Below are 17480 nucleotides of genomic sequence, written 5' to 3' on the forward strand. Positions count from 1 at the left end.
GCTGCGGCGGCGACCGGCTGACGAAGGGCGAAAAAAAACCGCCGGGTTCGCCGGCGGTTTTTTCGGGAATTTCGGTTGCGCTTTACGCGCCATCAACCCTCTCGATCCGCCAGCGGTCTGAGATACCAAAAAAAGTAAAAGTAAAACTTGGCGGACATGACGGAAATTCGGCTCGTCAAAAAAGTTGATTCGGAATTTATACCCGGTCCCTGCGTGGTTGGCAACCGGGGTCGTTCAAAAATGCGGACAATCCGCGCGTTTTCGTCAAAATGCGCGGATTGTCTGCGCCGCGATGCGGTTATGCCGTACCGCCGACCGTCATCTTGTCGATCCGCAGGGTCGGCTGGCCGACGCCGACCGGCACGCTCTGGCCTTCCTTGCCGCATACGCCGACGCCCGTGTCGAGCGACATGTCGTTGCCGATCATGCTCACGTACTTCAGCGATTCCGGGCCGCTGCCGATCAGCGTCGCGCCCTTCACCGGGTAGGTGACCTTGCCGTTCTCGATCATGTACGCCTCGGACGCCGAGAACACGAACTTGCCGTTCGTGATGTCGACCTGGCCGCCGCCGAAGTTCACCGCGTACAGGCCGTTCTTCACCGACGCGATGATTTCCTGCGGATCCTTGTCGCCGTTCAGCATGTACGTGTTCGTCATGCGCGGCATCGGCAGCGCCGCGTACGACTCGCGCCGCGCGTTGCCGGTGACCGGCATCTTCATCAGGCGCGCGTTCAGCGTGTCCTGGATGTAGCCCTTCAGGATGCCGTCTTCGATCAGCGTCGTGCACTGCGTCGGATTGCCTTCGTCGTCGATGTTCAGCGAGCCGCGGCGGTTCGGCAGCGTGCCGTCGTCGACGACGGTCACGCCCTTCGCGGCGACCTGCTCGCCGATCCGGCCCGCGAACGCGGACGAGCCCTTGCGGTTGAAGTCGCCCTCGAGCCCGTGGCCGATCGCCTCGTGCAGCAGCACGCCCGGCCAGCCCGGCCCGAGCACGACCGTCATCGCGCCGGCCGGCGCGGGGCGTGCGTCGAGGTTCACGAGCGCCGCGTGCACGGCGTCGTCGACGTAGCGCGACAGGATCTCATCGGTGAAGTAGCCGTAGTCGAAGCGGCCGCCGCCGCCGCCGGAGCCGATCTCGCGGCGGCCGTTCTGTTCGGCGATCACCGTGACCGATACGCGCACGAGCGGCCGGATGTCGGCCGCGAGCGCGCCGTCGCTGCGCGCGACCAGCACGACGTCGTATTCGCCGGCGAGGCCCGCCATCACCTGCGTGACGCGCGGGTCGCGGCCGCGCGCCATCTGCTCGATGCGCTCGAGCAGCTTGACCTTGGCCGTCGCGTCGAGCGACGCGAGCGGATCGGACGGCAGGTACAGGTCGCGGCCCGAGATGCCGGTCAGCGACGACGCGGCCTTGATTTTCTGGCGGCCGCCGCCGGCCGCCGCGATCGCCTTGGTCGCGGCGGCGGCTTGCGCGATCGCTTCGGGCGACAGGTCGTCCGAGTACGCGAACGCGGTGCGGTCGCCCGCGACCGCGCGCACGCCGACGCCCTGGTCGATGCTGAAGCTGCCCGATTTGACGATGCCTTCCTCGAGGCTCCACGCTTCGCTGCGGGTCGCCTGGAAGTACAGGTCCGCGTAGTCGACGCGATGCGTGAAGATGTCGGCGATCGTGCGCGTGAGCAGGCTTTCGTCGAGGCCGTACGGCGTGAGCAGGATGTCCTTCGCCAGCGCGAGGTTGCGGATGCCGGGTTCGATGATGTTCATGCGGATATCGGGGTTCTCAAAAAGTTGTCGGGTGCTGCCGGGCAGATGATGGGCCGCGCGGCGTTTCAAGCGGTGCGGCGGATTCAGCTCAGCACGCGGTGCCGCCACGCGGGCAGGCTCTGGCGTACGTCGGCGATGCGTTGCGGATCGATCGCGCCGAGCACGACGCTCGCGCCCTCGTCGCGCACCGCGACGATCTCGCCCCACGGGTCGATCAGCATGCTGTGGCCCCACGTGCGCCGGCCGTTCTCGTGCTTGCCGCCCTGCGCGGCCGCGAGCACGTAGCACTGGTTCTCGACGGCCCGCGCGCGCAGCAGCGTTTCCCAGTGCGCGCGGCCCGTCGTATACGTAAAAGCCGACGGCACGACCATCAGCGCGCAGTCGCCCATGCGGCGATACAGCTCCGGAAAGCGGAGATCGTAACAGACCGACAGGCCGACCTGCCCGAACGGGGCGTCGAACGCGACGACCGTGTCGCCCGCGCGGATCGTGCGCGCCTCGTCGAACGATTCGTCGCCTTTCTCGAAGTTGAACAGGTGGATCTTGTCGTAGCGCGCGGCCTCGTTGCCGGACGGATCGAACACGAGCGTCGTGTTCAGCACGCGGTCGGGTTCCGGCGCCTTCAGCGGCAGCGTGCCGCCGATCACCCAGATGCCGTGGCGGCGCGCGGCGTCGGCGAGGAATTGCTGGATCGGGCCGTCCCGGTACGGTTCGGCGAGCGTGAGCTTGTCGGTGTCGCGGTGGCCCATGAAGCAGAAATATTCGGGCAGCAGCACGAGCTGCGCGCCTTCGCCGGCGGCTTCCGCGATCAGGCGGCGCGCTTCGGCGAGATTGCGGGTGACGTCCGGCGCGCTCACCATCTGCAGCGCGGCGACCTGGAAGGGCGTGGCGGAACGGGCGTGGTCGGTCATCGCGGAATCGGTTGCGTCATAAATGGGGTGCGGCCCGGGCCCCTGCGGTTCGATGTGCGCTCAATGGCTCGATGCATCGGCCGGACCGTGATTCATCTTACCCCGATCGCTCCGCACCCGCTCGATGTGCGGGTGCGCCCACGAGCCGGTGATCGCGTAGTCGAGCGCGAACGCGTGCGACAGCGTCTCGGACAGCGCGTAGTTCGCGGCCAGCACGCCGATGCCGAGCAGCGGATTGATGACGGCGGCCCCGATCGCGGCCGCGCCCGCGCTGATCTTCGGCGCGACGTGCGCATGCAGATCCTGCGTCTCGGCGCCGAGATCGACCGCGCCGCGCACGGTGACGTTCGCGGGGCCCGTCATCATCGAGAAGTCGTCGGTGCGCGCGATCCCGTTCGAAATCCGGCCGGTACCGGCGATCTTGTCGAACGGCAGCCCCTTGCCGACCACGTCGCGGAAGTTCAGCGTCAGGAAGCGCGCGAGGCTCTGCAGGCTCAGCACGCCGAGCAGTTTGGCCGCGCCCGGGTCGACCTTCAGGATCTTCCCGTGCTCCAGGTCGACCGCGACCTGGCCGCCGAGCGACGGAAAGTCGAGCGCGGTCGGGCCGCCGCGCCAGCCGACCTTGCCCGTGACCGAGCCGTGACCGTCCGCGAGCGTGCGCGGCAGGCCGACGCGGTCGAGCAGCGCGCCCGCGTTGTCGATGTCGAGCTTGAAGTCGAACACGGTGCGGCGCGGCGCATCGATTTCGTCGGCGCCGCGGGCGAGCGCGCGGCGCGACGTGCGCCAGTTGCCGGTGGCCGTCAGCTTCGCGGCCGGGTTCGACAGCTCCAGCTTGTCGAGCTGCCACACGGGCGTGCCGTCCTCGTCGATGTTGCGCGCGTTGACGACGAGCCGGCCGATGTCGTGATCGCGCGCGACGACCTGGTCGACGATCAGGTCGATCGACGGCATCGGGCGGTCGGTCGGCGTCGGCAGGTTCATCGCACGGCCGACGAGGTCGTGCTCCGCACGCTGCGGCACGACGAGCTTCGCGAGCCGCGCGTTGAGCACGCCCGCGCCGTTGTGACCGCCGCCCGGCGCCCACGACAGGTAGCCCGACACCTGGTTCGACGCGATGTTCGCCTGCCACAGGTCGTCGACGTGCGACGCGCCGACGATCACGTTTTCCCAGTTGCGCTTGAGCAGCTTCAGCGTGCCGAAATGGAACGCGAAGCGCTTCGGCGCGAAGCTCGCGAAATCGACGCGCGGTGCCGCCTGCGGTTCCGGCGCGCGCGGCGTGTCGGGCTTCAGCGTGTGGGCGAGGGCGAGCCACGCGTCGGCGTCCAGCTCGTTGACGTCGACGGCCGCGCTCACGCCGTCCTGCGGCATGTCGGGCATCCGGTGGATGCCCATCGCGCCGCGTACCGCGCGCAGCGGCTGGCCGCGCGTCGCGTCGAGCAGGTAGGTCGCGGTCACGGGGCCGAGCGTCAGGTCGGCGTGTTCGAGGCGTTTGCCGTCCGCCTGCGGCGCCGGCTGCAGCGTGAAGCGGAACGGCATCGGCGTGCCGGCCGGTTTCGCGAACGGCGCCGGGAAGTTCAGCGCCACGCCCGTCAGGTCGGATTGCGCGCTGACGTCGGGCAGGCGGCCCGGCGCGCCGCGCACCGCGACCTTGTACGGCGCGTCGCCGACCACGTGTTCGAGCAGCGCGGCGGCCGCGCCGTGCAGGTTCAGGCCGCGCGCGGCGTCGAGCGCGAGCCGGCCGTCGACGTCCACCGCGTACGGGCCGTGCGACCGGAAGGTGCCGTTCGCGCGCACCGGGCCGCCGAGGAAGCGCCCCGACAGGTCGTGCAGCGATGCGCCGGCCTCGGTGAAGCGGACGCTGCCGCGCAGGGCCGACAGCGGCGGCACGCCGCGGGTCGACAGCGTGTTGCCGCCGAACGCGAGCGCGCCTTCGACGTGCGTGTGCGGATGGGGGACGTGCTGCGGAATCGTGATCTTGAGCGCGAGCGACGCGGGGCCCTGCGCGTCGATCCGCTGGCCGATATGGTTGCTCATCGTGCCGAGCGAGCTGTTGTCCGCATAGTCGATCAGGTCGGCGAGCGGGCCTTGCGCATGGCCGTCGATGATCAGCGGCGAGTGCGACGGATTGCCGAGATCGTCGATGCGGCCCGCGACCTTCGTCAGCGTGACGCGCTTGTAACGCGCGCGCGCGATGTCGAAGCGCAGCTTGTTCTGCGCGAGCTCGAACACGCCGTCGATCCCGTCGAGCGCCGGCCAGACGCTCGGCGTGCCGTTCGCGAGCTTGCGCGGCGGGTACGGCGTCGGCTCGAAGCGGCCGCCGGTGAACGGCGCGACGATGTGGAACACGCCGGCGTCCGGCTCGTGTTCGAACGGGAATTTCTCGAGCGGGCCGCGCGCGACGATCGACGCGCCCTTGGTCACGTTGCCGTCCTGCAGTGCGTGGCCGAGATAGTCGCGCAGGTGCTCGGACATCCCGGTCGGCAGGTAGCGCGGAATGCGCGCGACCGATGCGCGCGCGAAATCGGCGCGCAGGTCGAGCGAGCCGCGGCCGTGGCCGGGATTCGTGTACGAGCCCGACACCGCGATTTCGGCGTCGGGGTTCGACACGAACAGGTCGGGCAGCGACACGTCGACGCGCGCGTGCTTGTCGCCCGGCGCGGGCGTGATCGTCCATTTGGCGTTGCCGCGCAGCCGGTCGAACGTCAGGCGCGGCTCGTCGAACTCGCCGGGCACGGTGACGGCCGCGTGGACCGTGTCGAAATGCGCGGCGCCGCCCGTCTCGTTCGCATCGACGCGGCCCCACAGGTTCTCGACGCCCGGCCAGCCGGCGCGCGGGTGACCGCGCGGCGAGAGCCCGGGCGGCGGCTCCTGCGCGGCGAAGCTGATGCCTTGCAGATCGCCGAGGAAGCGGTAGCGGACGATCGGCGCGGCACCCATGCGCCGCTCCTCGTCGGCGAGATCGGCGCGCGCGGGTTTCGCGCGCTCCACCTCGATGTGATAGTTCGACACCATCCCGCGCGGGTCGATCTTGATCAGCTCGTTGCGCAGGCGCGCCGGCAGCGGCAGCCCGCGGATGAATTCGCTGAGGATGCCGAGATCGACGCGGTCGCCGACCACGCTGAGCAGTTGCCCCTGGTTCGCGGTCGGCACGCGGTAGCGCGCCGTCAGCGTCGACAGCGCGAGCGAGCGGGCGAGCGGCGTGCCGTCCGGCAGCGGCGGCTGGCCGAGCTCTGCATTGAAGCGCGTCAGGTGCAGCGTGTAGTCGTGGCCCGCATCGAGCACCACGTCCCAGCCGAAGCCGACCGTCGGCACGTCGAGCCGCGGCTGCGTCGGGCGCACGCGCAGCGCGACGTCGGCGCCTTGCAGGTCGCCGCCCGCCGAGCGCAGATGGCCGTCGCCGAAGGTCGCCCAGATCGCGTTGTCGATCCGGCCCGCGTGGATCGTGAGCGGCACGTCGAGATAGCGCGTGAGCGTCTGCAGGTCGACGGGGCCGGTCGACAGGTACGCGTCGCCGGTCCAGTTCGCCGGCTTGCCGATCGGCGCGAGCGGCTTGTGCTTGAAGCGTGCGCGGAAATCGAGCGGGCCGAGCAGCAGCGTACCGTTCGCGGGCGCCTGCAGCGCGGCCTTGTGCACGCGGCCGTCGTTCAGCACCGCGAGCCGAATGCCCGCCAGCACGAGCTCCGGCGCGTCGTGCCGCGCGTCGCGCCAGCGCAGCGTGCCGCCGCGCAGCACGATCGCCTCCTGCTTCAGCAGCCAGGTGCCGAACGTGTCGTTGCCGCCGTGGGTGGTGGCCACGCCGACCCCCGCGACGCTCAGCGAGCCGTCGGCCGCCCGCGCGACGACGAGGTCGGGCTGGTCGACGATCAGGCTCGACAGCGCGGGCGACAGCCGCAGCAGCGACATCCACGACAGCGCGGCCGTCGCGTGCGGCACCGACAGCGCAACCTTGCCGTCGCGGCCGCGGATCGTCAGGTTCGTGAGTTCGACGCCCGGCTGCATGCCGGACCAGTTCGGAGAAAGCTTGCCGATCGAAAGCTGCGCGTGGAGCTTGTCGGACACCGCGCGCTCGATGCGCGGGCGGAATTCGTCGATGCGGGGCAGCAGCACGTAGCGCAGCCCGAGGAACGCGCCGGACGCGACGAAGTAGGTGCCGATCCCGACTGCCAGCGTCACCCTGAACACGCGACGCAGGACCGGATGATCGTGCTTCGGAGGTCCCGCTTCGGGCGCAGCTACGGCGGATTCCTGACGGTCGGACATGCGGCGGACGGGCGGCGATATGGTAGTTTTGCAGACTGACGTTGAAATGTATCACACGGGTTCGTGCCGGCGGCCGTTGGAGGCAGCACGGCACGGGCTTTCCGGCGCGCGGTGTCGCGACGGGCGCACGCGCGTCCGGCGGCGCCGCGCCGAGTCCATGGGGCCGGCGGCAGCGGGGCGCGCATGCGCCGGCCCGCTGCCGCCGGCCTTTTCGCCAGGCCCGCTTCTCGATGACCGACGCTTCCGCCCTGATCAGCACGTCCTATTCCCGCTACCTTGCCCGCGCGGCGGCCGCGCGGCCCGCGCTGGCCGAGCAGATCGCCGCGTGGGCGGCCGCGCCGCTCGGCCGCGCGCAGCTCGACGCGCGCCTCACCGCGCTGCTCGCGACGCCCGCCGGCACCGCCGCGGCGGGCGACGAGCAACTGAAGCGCGCGCTGCGGCAGTTGCGCGCCGAGGCGTTCGGCGCGGTCGCGGAGCGCGACCTGCGCGGGCTGGCGGACGTCGCCGAGGTCACGGGCGCGATGACCGATCTCGCCGAAGTGGCCGTGCAGCGCTCGCTCGCGCTGCTGTCGGCCGAACTCGAGGCGCAGTACGGCGAGCCGCGCGGCGCCGACGGCCAGCGCGTCGTGCTCGGCGTGGTCGGGATGGGCAAGCTCGGCGGCCGCGAGCTGAACGTGTCGTCGGACATCGACCTGATCTTCGTGTACGAGGACGACGGCGAGACCACCGGCGGCGCGCGCTCGCCGCTATCCACCCAGGAGTACTTCACGCGGCTCGGCCGGCGCCTGATCGGCGTGCTGTCCGAGGTCACGGCCGACGGCTACGTGTTTCGCGTCGACATGCGGCTGCGTCCGAACGGCGATTCGGGGCCGCTCGTCTGCAGCGTCGGCATGCTCGAGGAATATTTCTACGTGCAGGGGCGCGAGTGGGAGCGCTATGCGTGGATCAAGGGGCGGCTCGTGTCGGAAGGCGACAGCGACGCGGCGCAGCGGCTCGCGGCGCAGCTCGAATCGATCGTCAAGCCGTTCGTCTACCGTCGCTATCTCGATTTCGGCGTGATCGGCGCGATCCGTTCGCTGCATCAGCAGATCCGGCACGAAGCCGCGCGCCGCGCGTCGATGCGGCCCGACAAGGCCGACGACATCAAGCTCGGGCGCGGCGGGATCCGCGAGATCGAGTTCAGCGCGCAGGTGTTCCAGTTGATCCGCGGCGGCCAGGATGCGGGCTTCCGCGTGCGGCCGACGCTCGCGGTGCTGCGGCATGCGCAGGCGCGCGGGCTGATCGGCGACGACGTGCGCGCGCGCCTGGCCGATGCTTATAACTTCCTGCGCACGCTCGAACATCGGCTGCAGTACCGCAACGACGCGCAGACGCACGCGATGCCGGTCGAGCCCGACGAGCGCGCGGCGCTGGCCGCGTCGCTCGGTTTCGCCGACTACGCGGCGCTGATGACGGTGCTGGACGGCCACCGCACGTTCGTCGAAGCCCAGTTCGACCAGATTTTTGCCGACAAGGCGAATGGCGGGCCCTGCGCGGCCGGCGACGACACGGCGGCCGCGTGGATCTGGAGCGGCGCGCTGGCCGACGACGGCGAGGACGACGCGCTGGTCGCGCGCCTCGACGGCCTGGGCTTCGCCGATCCGGCCGCGGTGCTCGCGCGGCTGCGCGCGATCTGGCAATCGTCGCGCTACACCGGGTTGCCGGAAAAGAGCCGGCAGCGCTTCGACAGCGTCGCGCAGCGGGCGCTCGACGCCGCGCCGAAGATCGACGCCGCGCGCCGCGACGACACGATCGTGCGCCTGTTCGACCTGCTCGAGACGGTCAGCCGGCGCGGCGTCTATCTCGCGCTGCTGACCGAATATCCGGCCGCGCTCGACCGCGTGCTGTCGGTGCTCGGCGCGACGCGCTGGGGCGGCGGCTACCTGATCCGCCACCCGCAGCTGCTCGACGAACTGCTCGACGACGAGGCGATCGCGAGCCCGTTCGACTGGCCCGCGTTCAAGGATGCGCTGCGCGCGCGGCTCGCGGCCGCCGACGGCCCCGAGCAGCAGATGGACCTGCTGCGCCACGCGCAGCACGCGGAGGTGTTCCGGATCCTGCTGATCGACCTGGCCGGGCAACTGTCGGTCGAGCACGTGAGCGACCGGCTGTCCGAACTGGCCGACGCGGTGCTCGACGTGACGATCGAGGTCGTGTGGTCGCAGCTCGCGAAGCGCCACCGCGACGTGCCGAAGTTCGCGGTGATCGCATACGGCAAGCTGGGCGGCAAGGAGCTCGGCTATGCGTCGGATCTCGACCTGATCTTCCTGTACGACGACCCGGACGAGCGTTCGGCGGACGTCTACACCACGTTTACACGGCGCCTGATCACGTGGCTCACGACCGCGACCGGCGCGGGCGCGCTGTTCGACATCGACCTGCGGCTGCGGCCGAACGGCGAGGCCGGGCTGCTCGTCACCGATCTCGATGCGTTCCGCCGCTATCAGCTGCGCGAGGGCGATGCGGCGAACACCGCGTGGGTGTGGGAGCACCAGGCGCTGACGCGCGCCCGCTACAGCGCGGGCGACGCGCAGATCGGCGCGGATTTCGAGGCGATCCGCCAGCAGGTGCTGACGACGCCGCGCGACGGGGCCGTACTCGCGAAGGAGATCGTCGACATGCGCGGCAAGGTGTTCGCCGGCCATCCGAACCACACCGAGCTGTTCGACCTGAAGCACGACCGCGGCGGGATGGTCGACATCGAGTTCATCGTCCAGTACTGGGTGCTGCTGCATGCGTCGAGCGACGCCGAGCTGATCCGCAATACCGGCAACATCGCGCTGCTGCGCGAGGTCGCGCGCTTCGGGCTGATGGGCGAGGACGAGGCCGAGCGCGTCGGCGCGGCGTACCGCACGTACCGGAAGCTGCAGCACAAGCTGCGGCTCGACGGGATGGAGAAGGCGCGCGTCGATCCGGCCGTGGTGGCGGACGAGCGGGCGGCCGTGACGGCGCTGTGGGCGCGCGTGTTCGGCGGCGCTTGACGGTTGTGTAGCGACGGTCGTGTAGACGGGCGGCCGGCACGGCGCCGGCTGCCGTGCGGGGCGGCCGGTCCGGCCGTGTTGAGAATCGTTTGAGATTGTTTGAGCGGCAGCGCCCGGATCGAAAGAATGCGGGCTTTCCGTTCAACCGGCGCCGCGCGCCCTCAACGATCCCGTACCATCTTGAAACCGTTTCGCCTTGCCTTCGCCACGACGGCGCTGTCCGCGGCTGCCGCCGGACTGTTCTCCGCTTCCGCCCATGCCGCCGAGCCGGCTTCCACGACCCTCACGAACCTGTCGCGCGGCGACGGCCAGTGCCTCGCGTGGCGGCCGGCCGACAACGCGGCAGTGTTCGCCGCGTGCGACGGCGGCGCCGCGCAGGACTGGACCTTCGAGCCGCGCGACGGTTTCCAGCGCATCGTCAACACCGGCGCGAGCGCCGCGCGCGGCACGAAGATGTGCCTGCACGCGGCCGCCGGCGATACCGGCATGGGGCGCGTGGCGGTTGGCGTCTGCAGCGAGGGCGACCAGACGATGCGCGACTGGCGGCCGGACCGCGGCCTGGACGGGCAAGTGGTGTTCGGCAACCGGTACCGGGTCAATACCGGCCGGACGGCCGAGGTGCTGGCCCCGCGCGACGGCGGCGCCGGCGTCGCGACGCAGAACCTGCGCGGCCAGCCGTCGTCGATCTGGAAGTCGGCCGTGTCGATCGCGCCGTCGCAGCGCCCGCTGCTCGGCGACAAGTCCGTGCTGCTGATGGTGACGCACTTCAACGACTCGAAGCCGGCCGATAGCGAGGTCGTGCGCAAGGCGGTGTTCGGCGACGGCGACGATCATTCGTCGCTGCGGCGCTATCTCGAGGTTGCGTCGCGCGGCAAGCTGACGCTGCATGGGCAGACGCTCGACAGCGTGAATCTCGGCGAGCGGCCCGCCATCTGCGATTCGGGCGCGATCCGCACGGCCGCGCGCAATGCAGCGCTCGCGCGCGGCGTGAATCCGGACAAGTTCAACTACCTGTTCGTCGACCTGCCGAGAATGAGCAGTTGCAACTGGGGCGGCCTCGCCGCGACGCCGGGCAACTGGATCCTGTCGAACGCGAGCGGCCACGGCTACTGGATGTGGTCGCACGAATTCGGGCACAACCTCGGCGCCAAGCATCCGGGCTCGCTCGTCGATTGCCCGACGCCGGGCGGCACGGTCGAGGTCGGCGGCGCATGCCGCGCCGGCAAGATCGACGACCCGGCCGACACGATGGGCGGCGGCGGCCGGCGCCTGTATCCGGCGAGCTATCAGCTGTTCGCCGGCTGGCTCGGCGCGGCCGACGTGCCGGAGATCCACGCGGACGGCACCTACCGGCTCGCGCCGCTGTGGGGCGATGTGCCGGGTGCGAAGGCGTACCGCATCGCGCGCGCCGACGGTTCGACGCTGTGGCTCGAGTTTCGTCAGCCGCAGCGCGGCTTCGACGACTGGAAGTCGGACGATCCGTTCGTCAACGGCGTGATCGTGCGGACCGTCGCGCATGGCGGCAACGTCGTGACGAACACGCTGGTCGATGCGATGCCCGGCAGCCCGTCGGGGATGAAGGACGCGCCGCTGATGCCGGGCCACGCGTTGCACGACACGCTGTCGGGCAAGATCATCACCGTCAAATCGGTCGGGCCCGACGGCGCCGTGGTCGACGTGACGAACGACGGCCTGCTGTTGCCGCGGGCCGTGGTGACCGGCCCGCAGCACGCGGCCGCGGGCGCGGCGGTCGTGCTGTCGGGCGCCGCGTCGGCCGGCGAGTCGTTGCGCCATGCGTGGACGGTGCCGGCCGGCATCGACGCACGGCCGGACGGCGCGGAACTGCGCTTCGTCGCGCCGACGCTCGAACAGGACCGCGAGTTCGCGTTCGAGCTGACCGTGAGCAATAAAGACGGCTATACGGCGCGGGCCACCCACGTCGTCAAGGTGAAGGCGCAGGAGATCGTCGCGCCGCCGCGCGCGGCGATCAGCGGGCCGGCGTCGGTCGACGGCGGCGCGACCGTCACGCTGTCCGGCGCGTCGTCGACGGGCAAGGGGCTGACGTATGCGTGGACGGGGCCGGCTGGGGTGTCGATCGTCCAGAACGGCGCGAGCGCGACGTTTACCGCGCCGAAGGCGGCCGACGAGCGTCGCTACGCGTTCAGGCTGGTGGTGACCGATGTACAGGGCCGCCACGCGAACGCGGCGCACGACGTGACCGTGCGCGCGTCGGCGGGCGAGGGCGCAGCCGCGTGGGATCCGAAGAAGACTTACGCGACGCCGTGCCACGAGGTCAGCCATGCGGGCAAGACCTGGCTCAACGGCTGGTGGGTGCTCGGCGACGTGCCGGGGACGGGCGGCGAGTGGGCGGCATGGCGCGAGAAGGGTGTCGCGAACATGCATGCGATGTGCAAGAGCACGTAAGCGCGGCCGCGGCCGCGGTGCGGGCAGCCGTGACGGTGGACGCCGCGGGGTTTGCTGTCATACGCTGCCATGCGCCGCCTCCCGCGGCAACCGGCAGCAGCGCGGCGTCGCGCGGACGCCGCGCGACGCTTCGGCGGGCCGCACGCTTGCGAGCCGGTCAGGCCGCCAGCATTTCCTTCGCGTGCTTGCGCGTGGTGGCCGTGATTTCGAGCCCGCCGAGCATCCGCGCGACTTCCTCGACGCGGCTCGCCTTGTCGAGCGCGACGACCGACGACACCGTGCCGCCGCGCTCGTCGGCGCCTTTCGCCACCTGGAAATGATGGTCGCCGCGCGCGGCGACCTGCGGCAGGTGCGTCACGCACAGCACCTGGCGGTCGCGCCCGAGCTGGTGCAGCAGGCGCCCGACCACTTCGGCGACGCCGCCGCCGATCCCCGTATCGACTTCGTCGAAGATCAGCGTCGGCGTCGGGCTCGCCGCGCTGGCGATCACCGCGAGCGCGAGGCTGATCCGCGCGAGCTCGCCGCCCGACGCGACTTTCGCGAGCGGCCGCAGCGGCACGCCCGGGTGCCCGGCCACGCGGAATTCGACCTGTTCGAGCCCGTGCGGGCCGCCGTCGGCGAGCGGTACGAGCGCGACTTCGAAGCTGCCGCCCGCCATCGACAGTTCCTGCATGCCGGCCGTGACGGCCGTGCCGAGCGCCTTGGCAGCCTGCACGCGCGCCTTCGACAGGCGTTTGGCGTCGGCGAGATAGGCTTCCCGCGCCTTCGCCTGCGCGGCTTCGAGCGCGCCGAGATCGGCGGCCGCGTCGAGCGCGGCGAGCTGCGCGCGGCGGGCCGCATGCTCCTCATGAAGCGTGTCGGGCGGCAGCCGGAACTTGCGGGCGGTCGAGTGCAGCGCGTCGAGCCGGGTTTCGACCTGCGCGAGCCGCTCCGGGTCGAGATCGACGCGCTGCGCATAGTGCGACAGCGAATAGACGGCTTCCTGCAACTGGATCTCGGCCGGCTCCAGCGACGCGAGCGCATCGCCGAGCGCGGTGTCGTAGTCGGCCAGGCTGCGCAGCTTCGACACGATCGCGCCGAGCTGCGCGAGCATCGCGTCGTCGGATTCGGACAGCGCGTTGAGCGCGCCGCGCACGCCTTCGATCAGGTTCGCCGAATGCGACAGGCGCTTGTGTTCGTTGCTGACTTCGTCCCATTCGCCGGCTTGCGGCGCGAGCTTGTCGAGTTCGGCGAGCTGCCACGCGAGCTTTTCGCGTTCGAGCTGCAGTTCGCGCTCGTGCGCCTTCGCGGCGTCGATCGCCTGCGTCGCGTCGCGCCACACGCGCCACGCGCGCGCGACGTTCGCGGCATCGGCGACGAGCCCCGCGTGCGTGTCGAACAGCTCGCGCTGCGCGTCGGGCCGCATCAGCAGCTGGTGCGCGTGCTGGCCGTGGATGTCGACGAGCATCTCGCCGAGTTCGCGCAGTTGCGCGAGCGTCGCGCTGGTGCCGTTGATGAAGGCACGCGAACGGCCGTTCGCGTCGATCACGCGGCGCAGCATCACGGTGTCCTCGGCGTCGAACGCGTGTTCGTCCAGCCAGCGCGCGACGCGGTCGTGCGGCGTGAATTCGGCGGTGATGTCGGCGCGGCCGCACCCGGTGCGCACGACGCTCGCGTCGGCGCGTTCGCCGAGCGCGAGGGCCAGCGCGTCGATCAGGATCGATTTGCCGGCGCCGGTTTCGCCGGAAAAGACGGAAAAGCCGCTGTCGAATTCGAGATCGAGCGCGGCGACGATGACGAAGTCGCGGATCGAGAGGTGGCGGAGCATGGTGTCGGGGGCAGCGGCGTCAGGACGCCTTGTCGTCTTCGTTCGATGCGTGTTCGTTCCAGTGCAGCTTCTTGCGCAGCGTCGTGAAGTAGCTATAGCCGATCGGGTGCAGGAACGGCACCGTGTGCTTCGAGCGGCGCACCTCGATCGTGTCGTTCAGTTCGAGCGACGTGAACGACTGCATGTCGAAGTTCACGTTGACGTCGCGGCCGCCGACGATCTGGATCGCGATCTTCGAATCGTCGGGCAGCACGATCGGCCGGTTCGACAGCGCGTGCGGCGCGATCGGCACGAGCACGATGCCCGCCAGCTGCGGATGGAGGATCGGGCCGGCCGACGACAGCGCATACGCGGTCGAGCCGGTGGGCGTCGCGACGATCAGGCCGTCCGAACGCTGGTTGTACATGTAGCGGCCATCGACCGACGCGCGCAGCTCGACCATCCCGGAGAAGCCGCTGCGGTTCACGACGACGTCGTTGAACGCGAGCGCGTGGTAGATCGGTTCGCCGTCGCGCATGATCCGCGCCTCGAGCAGCGAGCGCTCCTCGCGCTCGAACTTGCCGGCCAGCAGCACGGGGACGAGCGCGTGCATGTCGGATGCCGCGATGTCGGTGATGAAGCCGAGCCGGCCGTGGTTGATCCCGATCAGCGGGGTCCGGTATGGCGCGAGCTGGCGGCCGATGCCGAGCATCGTGCCGTCGCCGCCGAGCACGATCGCCACGTCCGCTCGCGCCCCAATTTCGGCCGGGGTGAGCGCCGGGTAGCCGGCGATGCCGATTTCGCGCGCGGTATCGCCTTCGAAGACGACCTCGAAGCCGAGCCTGGCGATGCTGTCCGCCAGCGTGGCGAGCGGTTCGGCGATGCCGGGCGTGTTGCTCCGGCCGACGAGCGCGACAGTACTGAACTGATTACCGGTTTTCATGCCGGCATTACACCATAGCTCGTGGACGAAAAGAACCGGCTGTACGCCGACGGGGCCGGATCGGGCCGGCCCGCGCAACGGTAGTTGACGCCACTCGCCGCGGTGGCGCGGTTGCGCTAAAATTTTCCACCATGCTAGATCCTCGCGCACGAACCCTCCTGAAAACCCTGATCGAACGGTATATCGCCGACGGTCAGCCGGTCGGCTCGCGCACGTTGTCCCGTTACTCCGGGCTCGAGCTGAGCCCGGCGACGATCCGCAACGTGATGTCCGACCTGGAGGAGCTCGGCCTCGTGTCGAGCCCGCACACGTCGGCCGGCCGCGTGCCGACGCCGCGCGGCTACCGGCTGTTCGTCGATACGATGCTGACGGTCGAGGCGCCGATCGACGCCGAGGCCGTCGCGCGCCAGGTGCAGAACACGCTGCAGGCGGGCGAACCGCAGCAGCGGGTGGTCGCCGCCGCCGCGAGCGTGCTGTCGAACCTGTCGCAGTTCGCGGGCGTCGTGCTGACGCCGCGCCGCAGTCACGTGTTCAAGCAGATCGAGTTCATGCGCCTGTCCGACAAGCGCATCCTGCTGATCATCGTCACGCCCGAGGGCGACGTGCAGAACCGCATGCTCGCGACGCCGCGCGACTATTCGCCGTCGCAGCTGACCGAGGCGTCCAACTACATCAACGCGCATTTCGCCGGCCTGTCGTTCGACGAGGTGCGCCGCCGCCTGCGCGACGAGATCGACCAGCTGCGCGGCGACATGACGACGCTGATGCACGCGGCCGTGACGGCCAGCACCGAGGTGCCCGACACCGAGGACACCGTGCTGATTTCCGGCGAGCGCAACCTGCTCGAAGTGGCGGATCTTTCGTCCGACATGGCGCGGCTGCGCAAGTTGTTCGACGTATTCGACCAAAAGACGGGCCTCCTGCAGTTGCTCGACGTGTCGAGCCACGCCCAGGGCGTGCAGATCTTCATCGGCGGCGAATCGACGCTCGTGCCGATCGAGGAAATGAGCGTCGTCACCGCGCCGTACGAGGTGAACGGGCAGATCGTCGGCACGCTCGGCGTGATCGGCCCGACCCGGATGGCGTACAACCGCGTGATTCCGATCGTCGACATCACCGCGCGGCTGCTGTCGCTCACGCTGAGCCAGCAGTAGCTGCGGCAGCCGACGCCGTCCCGCCATCGTGCCGAGGCGCCGTGCGCGCCGCCAGTCGGCCGAACGGCCAGCCGACCCGAGCGGGACGGCCCGCTATAATTGAGGGCCGTCCGGTCCCGTGCCCCGAGCACGTTCTTGCCCATGCGTTTCGATCTTGAGCCGCCTTCGAGCGTCGCGGCCGCCCATCGCGTCGGTGTGCTGCTGATCAATCTCGGCACGCCCGACGCGCCCACGCCGCGCGCGGTGCGGCGCTACCTGGCCGAATTCCTGTCGGATCCGCGGGTCGTCGAAATCCCGCAGGCCGTCTGGCAGGTGCTGCTGCGCACGGTGATCCTGCCGCTGCGCGGCCGTGCGTCCGCGAAGAAATACGCGGCCGTCTGGATGCCCGAGGGTTCGCCGCTGCGCGTGTATACCGAGCGCCAGACCGACAGCGTGCGGCACCTGCTCGTGTCGAACGGCTATCACGTGATGGTCGACTACGCGATGCGCTACGGCAGCCCGAACCTTGCGCACGCGCTCGCGCAGTTCAAGCGCGCGGGCGTCGAGCGCGTGCTGCTGATGCCGATGTATCCGCAATACTCGGCGTCGACCACGGCCACCGCGTTCGATGCCGCGTTCGCCGCGCTCGCGCGCATGCGCAATCAGCCGGAAGTGCGCACGGTGCGGCACTACGCCGACCATCCGGCCTATATCCATGCGCTGGCCGAGCAGGTTCGGCAGTACTGGACGCAACACGGCCGGCCCGATTTCGCGGCCGGCGACAAACTCGTGCTGAGTTTCCACGGCGTGCCGAAGCGCACGCTCGATCTCGGCGACCCGTATCACGAGCAGTGCCAGCAGACGGGCGCGTTGCTGATGGCCGCGCTCGGGCTGTCGGGCACCGAATGCCGCATCACGTTCCAGTCGCGCTTCGGCAAGGCCGAATGGCTGCAGCCGTACACCGCGCCGACGCTGCGCGAGTTCGGCGAGGCCGGCGTGCGGCGGGCCGACGTGTTCTGTCCCGGCTTCACGGCCGATTGCCTGGAGACGATCGAGGAAATCGGCATGGAAGTGCGCGACGAATTCCTCGCCGGCGGCGGCAAGACCTTCCACCGGATTCCGTGCCTGAACGGCGCGTCGGCGTGGATCGGCGCGCTCGGCGAAATCGTCGCGGAGAATCTGCAGGGCTGGCCGGTCAAGGCCGCGCAGCCCGAAACGGTAGGCTGAGATGGAACGAT

At 70.3% G+C, this 17480-nt stretch carries 9 protein-coding genes; 4 read left to right on the forward strand and 5 right to left on the reverse strand.

Annotated elements, in window-relative coordinates; genetic code table 11:
- Window positions 1–298: 298 nt before the first annotated feature.
- From tldD to KR541_RS03380, 3 genes are all read right to left on the reverse strand, one after another.
- The gene (gene tldD, locus KR541_RS03370) at window positions 299–1765 is read right to left on the reverse strand and encodes a metalloprotease TldD (RefSeq protein WP_050011776.1); all 1467 of its coding nucleotides are present in this window, start codon (window positions 1763–1765) and stop codon (window positions 299–301) included.
- Between the two features lie 83 nt (window positions 1766–1848).
- A complete protein-coding gene (locus tag KR541_RS03375; protein WP_050011775.1) occupies window positions 1849–2676 on the reverse strand; it encodes a carbon-nitrogen hydrolase family protein in 828 nt (275 codons plus the stop codon).
- Window positions 2677–2736: 60 nt separating this feature from the next.
- Window positions 2737–6936 carry a YhdP family phospholipid transporter gene (locus KR541_RS03380; protein ID WP_216089350.1) on the reverse strand — a complete coding sequence of 1400 codons (4200 nt, stop codon included), beginning with the start codon at window positions 6934–6936 and terminating at the stop codon, window positions 2737–2739.
- A gap of 230 nt (window positions 6937–7166) precedes the next feature.
- Between KR541_RS03380 and glnE the strand changes: the two genes are divergently transcribed.
- Both glnE and KR541_RS03390 read left to right on the forward strand, forming a co-directional pair.
- Complete coding sequence (gene glnE / locus KR541_RS03385) at window positions 7167–9956, forward strand: bifunctional [glutamate--ammonia ligase]-adenylyl-L-tyrosine phosphorylase/[glutamate--ammonia-ligase] adenylyltransferase (protein ID WP_216089351.1); 2790 nt, start codon at window positions 7167–7169, stop codon at window positions 9954–9956.
- Window positions 9957–10136: 180 nt separating this feature from the next.
- Window positions 10137–12380, forward strand: a complete 2244-nt coding sequence (locus KR541_RS03390) for a PKD domain-containing protein (RefSeq protein ID WP_252996642.1) — start codon at window positions 10137–10139, stop codon at window positions 12378–12380.
- A gap of 157 nt (window positions 12381–12537) precedes the next feature.
- On the opposite strand, the gene recN is transcribed toward KR541_RS03390, so the two are convergent.
- Both recN and KR541_RS03400 read right to left on the reverse strand, forming a co-directional pair.
- Entirely contained in the window at window positions 12538–14187 is a 1650-nt protein-coding gene (recN, locus tag KR541_RS03395) for a DNA repair protein RecN (protein ID WP_124637988.1), read from the reverse strand.
- Window positions 14188–14206: 19 nt separating this feature from the next.
- Complete coding sequence (locus tag KR541_RS03400) at window positions 14207–15109, reverse strand: NAD kinase (protein ID WP_050011770.1); 903 nt, start codon at window positions 15107–15109, stop codon at window positions 14207–14209.
- A gap of 131 nt (window positions 15110–15240) precedes the next feature.
- Here KR541_RS03400 and hrcA point away from each other — a divergent pair, with 131 nt between their 5' ends.
- Both hrcA and hemH read left to right on the forward strand, forming a co-directional pair.
- Window positions 15241–16263 (forward strand): heat-inducible transcriptional repressor HrcA, encoded by a 1023-nt coding sequence (gene hrcA, locus KR541_RS03405; protein WP_011544637.1) that lies wholly within the window; start codon window positions 15241–15243, stop codon window positions 16261–16263.
- 141 nt (window positions 16264–16404) lie between these two features.
- The gene (gene hemH / locus KR541_RS03410; protein WP_050011769.1) at window positions 16405–17469 is read left to right on the forward strand and encodes a ferrochelatase; all 1065 of its coding nucleotides are present in this window, start codon (window positions 16405–16407) and stop codon (window positions 17467–17469) included.
- The last annotated feature ends 11 nt before the right edge of the window (window positions 17470–17480 follow it).

The sequence above is a fragment of the Burkholderia sola genome (assembly GCF_905400185.1).
In the GTDB taxonomy this organism is placed as follows: domain Bacteria; phylum Pseudomonadota; class Gammaproteobacteria; order Burkholderiales; family Burkholderiaceae; genus Burkholderia; species Burkholderia sola.

Coding starts and splice junctions, on each gene's coding strand:
- recN (WP_124637988.1), bottom strand. CDS start 14,187: ATGCTCCGCCACCTCTCGATCCGCGACTTCGTCATCGTCGCCGCGCTC.
- KR541_RS03375 (WP_050011775.1), bottom strand. CDS start 2,676: ATGACCGACCACGCCCGTTCCGCCACGCCCTTCCAGGTCGCCGCGCTG.
- glnE (WP_216089351.1), top strand. CDS start 7,167: ATGACCGACGCTTCCGCCCTGATCAGCACGTCCTATTCCCGCTACCTT.
- KR541_RS03380 (WP_216089350.1), bottom strand. CDS start 6,936: ATGTCCGACCGTCAGGAATCCGCCGTAGCTGCGCCCGAAGCGGGACCT.
- KR541_RS03400 (WP_050011770.1), bottom strand. CDS start 15,109: ATGAAAACCGGTAATCAGTTCAGTACTGTCGCGCTCGTCGGCCGGAGC.
- hrcA (WP_011544637.1), top strand. CDS start 15,241: ATGCTAGATCCTCGCGCACGAACCCTCCTGAAAACCCTGATCGAACGG.
- tldD (WP_050011776.1), bottom strand. CDS start 1,765: ATGAACATCATCGAACCCGGCATCCGCAACCTCGCGCTGGCGAAGGAC.
- hemH (WP_050011769.1), top strand. CDS start 16,405: ATGCGTTTCGATCTTGAGCCGCCTTCGAGCGTCGCGGCCGCCCATCGC.